This window comes from Thermogutta sp., assembly GCF_014359955.1.
Lineage (GTDB): Bacteria > Planctomycetota > Planctomycetia > Pirellulales > Thermoguttaceae > Thermogutta.
This window is the reverse complement of the sequence record NZ_JACIYL010000373.1, coordinates 1-4,179: the sequence shown is the minus strand read 5'-3', so window position 1 is coordinate 4,179 and position 4,179 is coordinate 1. Positions and strand designations below refer to the sequence as shown.

Here is a 4,179-nt window from a genome sequence, read left to right as displayed (position 1 = left end):
TGTAGGGGGTGTAAAACGTCCATCCCGTATCCAGCCCCCCGGTAAACAGGACAACGAGGAAAAACACCAGCCCGATCAGCCAGAGGTGGAAACTCATCAGGTTGAGGCGGGGAAACGCGACGTCCTTGGCTCCCAGCATCAGTGGCAGCACGAAGTTCCCCAGTGCCGCAGGGATACCGGGGATGATGACCAGGAATATCATAATCGCCCCATGAAGGGTAAATACACGATTATATTCCTTCGGTGTCAGCAGATAGCGCGGAGGTGTCGGCTGCACGGTGCTCGCCGCGGTCGCTGCTTCTGATTCGGCGGTCAGTTGGGCCGCGGCATCCTGCGCGGTGGAGGTGCCGGCCGGAGCCGGCTGGCTGGGGCCCACCACCACGGCAACACTGTTGCCGGATGACGTCGTCTGCCCGGGATGATGGACCAGCGCCGGGATTGCCAGGTGAGTACGAATCAGCAGCGCGAAAATCCCACCCAAGAGCAACGAGGTCAAAATGCCCACAAGATACATGACCCCGATCCTCTTGTGATCGAGGGTGAAAAGCCACGACCAGATTCCACGCCCGTCGTGAAGATAGTCCGGAGGTGTGGCGCGGGCCACCGGCCTGGGTTCCGCAACTTCAGTGACCATCAGTTATGTCCTCCAGCCGACTGATCGGATTTAAGTGACTTAATAAACTCAATAAGAGCGGCAATTTTATCTTCATCAAGAAGCCCCTGATACGGGGGCATCTGCGGTCGAAATCCCGCTGCGATTTTGGCATCGGGTACCAGGATCGACTCGCGCAGATAGTTCTCGTCCGCCGTGACCGTGGAACTATCCGCCAGTTTGACTTCGCTTCCGAAAAGTCCGAGAAAACTGGGACCCACCTTCACGGAGCCGTCGATCGAATGGCATTGGGCACACCCCTGACGCTGATAAAGTATTCGACCGGCTTCGACAGGTGAAAGATTTTTCATGAAGTTGGACGCCTCTTCCAACCATTTTTCGAACTCGCCAGGGCGATGCACGATGACCTTGGCAAGCATCGAGGAGTGATTGTCTCCACAATACTCGGCACATAACAGGTCATACTCGCCCGGCTGGATTGCTTGAAACCAGGTGGATGTGTATCGTCCCGGCACCACGTCCATTTTGAGTCGAAACGCCGGGATGAACAGACTGTGAATGACGTCACGGCTGGTCATCACAAGGCGCACCGGGCGATCCACAGGCACGTGAAGATTCTCATCGACGTACCCCGTGGGATAGGTGAAAAACCACTTCCACTTCTGGCCAGTCACTCGAATTTCATAGGCATTCGGCGGAGGAGTCCGCATGTCCATGTAGCCGGCGAACCCGACCGCGAATATGAAGATGATGATCATGGTGGGAATAACCGACCAGGTCAACTCCAGCCAGGTATTATGGCTGGGAGAGGGTTCGGGCGCATCCCGACCAGGGCGCACGCGATACTTGAGGACGAAAATCGTCATCAAAGTGACGATTAACAGAAAGAAAAATGCGGCCACGTAGAACAGAAAATAAAACAACCAGTCCACAGCCGATGCCGTGGTGGACCCGGACGGCGGCAGCCAGAAACTCCCGCTTTGAGCCAGCGGTAAAGCACCCATCATTAGGGCACCTGTCAAAGGGTTGGTGATGTATAACGGATCCATACTCGTGTTATCTAATCAGAATACGCGAATAAAACACTCGGAACATGAGTTCGCTGCCAAGTTCTATTGTTCGCCTGATGGCTGGTCAGGCGATGATGCGGCATCTTCTCCGTGGGTGTTAGGGCGGCTATCGTCTGCATGCCGATGGGTTCTTTCCCGCCACCACCACACCGCCAGGACTGCTCCCAGCACACACACCGTCAGGGCGCCGCCGACCTGCATCAGCCGATAGGCTGCCAGGGTGTAGGTCCCCCGCGTGGGGTCGTAATGAAAACAGAACAGGATGATGCGATCGGTGGTCGTCCCGATTTTCCCTTCGCTCGCTTCCAGAAGCGCCAGGCGAATATTTTGGGCGGGATATTCCACGCCGTAAAGGTAACGCGAGATTTTGCCTTCGGGCGTACAGACAATAGTGACTGCCGGATGAATGAATTGTTTTGTTGCCGAATCATAGCGATAATAAAAGCCCACGCTGTTCGCCAGACGCTTGATATTCTCCTCTTTGCCGGTCAAAAAGAACCAACCGCGGTCCGCTTCCGGACGCTGATAGGCGGACAGATAGTGCCGCTTGGTCGCGGCTGCCCGGTTCGTTGTCTCTTCGGGATTGATACTCACCGTGATCATCCGGAATTTGCCGCCGAGAGTCCAATCAAGGGATTCCAGCCCTTCGAAAAGGCCATTGAGTTGAAGATGGCAGAGCTTGGGGCAGTTGGAATAATTGAGAGTCAGCAACACCGGCGTTTTCCCGTCGAAGAGATCCTTCAAACGCACCGGTCGGCCCTCGGAGGTTGTGAACTCCAGATCCAGTGGAAGCGTGTTTCCGAGTTTCTCATCGACTCCCACACCTTCCAGTTCGTCGGGCGCAGTCTGGGACAATTGTGCCTTTGCGCTTGTCCCCAGCAGGATCAGCCCGCACGCCAGTAATATCGTCAAGAGACGGTCTCGTGACATCTTGAGTTCCTCCCGTTTGCTGCGCGGTTTATCGGCCAACCGCGCTGACGGAATACTCCGGGTTGGACGTTGGATGGCTGCTTCGGTCTTTCAAAATTGTATGCCCTGCAACCGAGCCGCTCCAACAATTGTCGGGGACCTTCAATTTTTTATCTCCGTAGTCGGATTTTTTGGTGGTGATTTGGCCTCTGGCGTCGGCTGACCGGTTTTTCTCCGGTTTGAGCCGCTGAAGTGGTCGGCTGCATCCTCCCCCCAATCTCAGCGGCCGGTCGCCCCGCGCGCAGGTCACGGAGGACCAGCCGCATGGCCTGGTCGATGGGCAGGACACCCGCCTCTTTTCCGGCCTGGGACGCCGCTGCAGCCAGACGCAGTTGCTGCTCCGTTTTAACCGTCACGATTTCTTCAGGAAGTACCTGCCGATCCCGAGCTTCAATCCGGCTGACCCAGGCATAATAAATAACCTGAAGCAGGATAATGATTGCAAAGACAATAATCGCCCCCACAAACCCAATCAGGCCGATAACGGTCGCATTGACGTCTTTTTCGCCTTGTACCTGGGTTTCTAATTCTGCGTCGTGGACAGTTTGGCTACTCATCACGGACCACCATTTGTCAGTTACGCAATTCTGCCATCACCGATGTCATCCCTCACCATGTCACACCACCTCATGGTGGATTGCCTCGTCCAGGCGTGGATCACGCACGGGGATCGGGGCGTAGCGTGTCAGGCCTTTCAGAACGATTGCGGTGATGATTCCGAACACACCAGCTCCACCGAGGATTCCGCCGACCAGTGATAAAGGCGTGACGGTTGCGTGCCAGTTCGGTTTGATCAGCCAGTACAGGTCCAGCCAGTGAAAGACCAGCAACCATACGGCGAAAAATCCCAGCGTCCAGGCATTGCGCTTGATCGCCCGGGGCATCATTCCCACAAGGGGAACGAGCAGGTGCCCGAAGATAAGGCCCAGGGATACAAACAGCCAGATGCCCTGCTGACGGGGGAGATAGAACTGAGATTCCTCGGGAATATTGCCGTACCAAATGAGCATGTATTGCGAAAAAGCGATGTAGCCCCAAAAGATGACAAATCCAAAAAGAAGTTTTCCAAGATCGTGATAGTGTTCGACGGTGACAACTCGGTGCGATAAAAGCCCCAAGCCCTGGGCAAGTAAAAGAATCAGGATCAGTCCGGCCAGCCCTCCCACAACGCACCCGGAAAAGATATACACCGGAAAAATGGTGCTGTACCATGCGGGGGCGAGCGACATGACCCAGTCGAACGAGGCGAGGGTCACGGTGACTGTGAAGAGGAGGGCGGCCGCGGGACTCCATTTTTCCATAATGCGTGTCCATCGCGGGTCCCCATCCGCATCCTGCGCCACAGACCGCGTCAGGTAAAAGCGCCCCAGCCACCACCATACTGCCAGGCAAAAGGCAGCCCGCAATATGAAAAACGGAATATTCAAATAGACTGTCTTGTGCCGTAATTCGGGATGGTGCAGAAAGAAGTCACCCGTCGCCCAGGGATAGAGATTCAGTCCCTTGATAAACAAAGTGATGGCGATG

General features: G+C 55.5%; 5 protein-coding genes. All 5 read right to left on the bottom strand.

From position 1 onward, the window contains the following. On the bottom strand, positions 1 to 634 hold a 634-nt coding region (locus H5U08_RS11540), incomplete at its 3' end, for a cbb3-type cytochrome c oxidase subunit I (protein WP_297033151.1). Continuing rightward, positions 634 to 1,620, bottom strand: coding sequence for a cytochrome c oxidase subunit II (gene coxB / locus H5U08_RS11535; RefSeq protein ID WP_297033149.1), 987 nt, complete (start codon positions 1,618 to 1,620; stop codon positions 634 to 636). The genes H5U08_RS11540 and coxB, both read right to left, overlap by 1 nt. A gap of 105 nt (positions 1,621 to 1,725) precedes the next feature. Beyond that, on the bottom strand, positions 1,726 to 2,613 hold the full coding sequence (locus H5U08_RS11530; RefSeq protein ID WP_297033147.1) for an SCO family protein: 888 nt from the start codon (positions 2,611 to 2,613) through the stop codon (positions 1,726 to 1,728). A gap of 149 nt (positions 2,614 to 2,762) precedes the next feature. Then, positions 2,763 to 3,209: a hypothetical protein gene (locus H5U08_RS11525; RefSeq protein ID WP_297033145.1), complete on the bottom strand. Its 447-nt coding sequence runs from the start codon at positions 3,207 to 3,209 to the stop codon at positions 2,763 to 2,765. 60 nt (positions 3,210 to 3,269) lie between these two features. After that, on the bottom strand, positions 3,270 to 4,179 hold a 910-nt coding region (locus H5U08_RS11520), incomplete at its 5' end, for a quinol:cytochrome C oxidoreductase (RefSeq protein ID WP_297033143.1).

What these genes read in the sequence shown, in the direction of transcription:
- coxB (WP_297033149.1), bottom strand. Translation starts at nt 1,620, where the DNA reads ATGATGGGTGCTTTACCGCTGGCTCAAAGCGGGAGTTTCTGGCTGCCG.
- H5U08_RS11530 (WP_297033147.1), bottom strand. Translation starts at nt 2,613, where the DNA reads ATGTCACGAGACCGTCTCTTGACGATATTACTGGCGTGCGGGCTGATC.
- H5U08_RS11525 (WP_297033145.1), bottom strand. Translation starts at nt 3,209, where the DNA reads ATGAGTAGCCAAACTGTCCACGACGCAGAATTAGAAACCCAGGTACAA.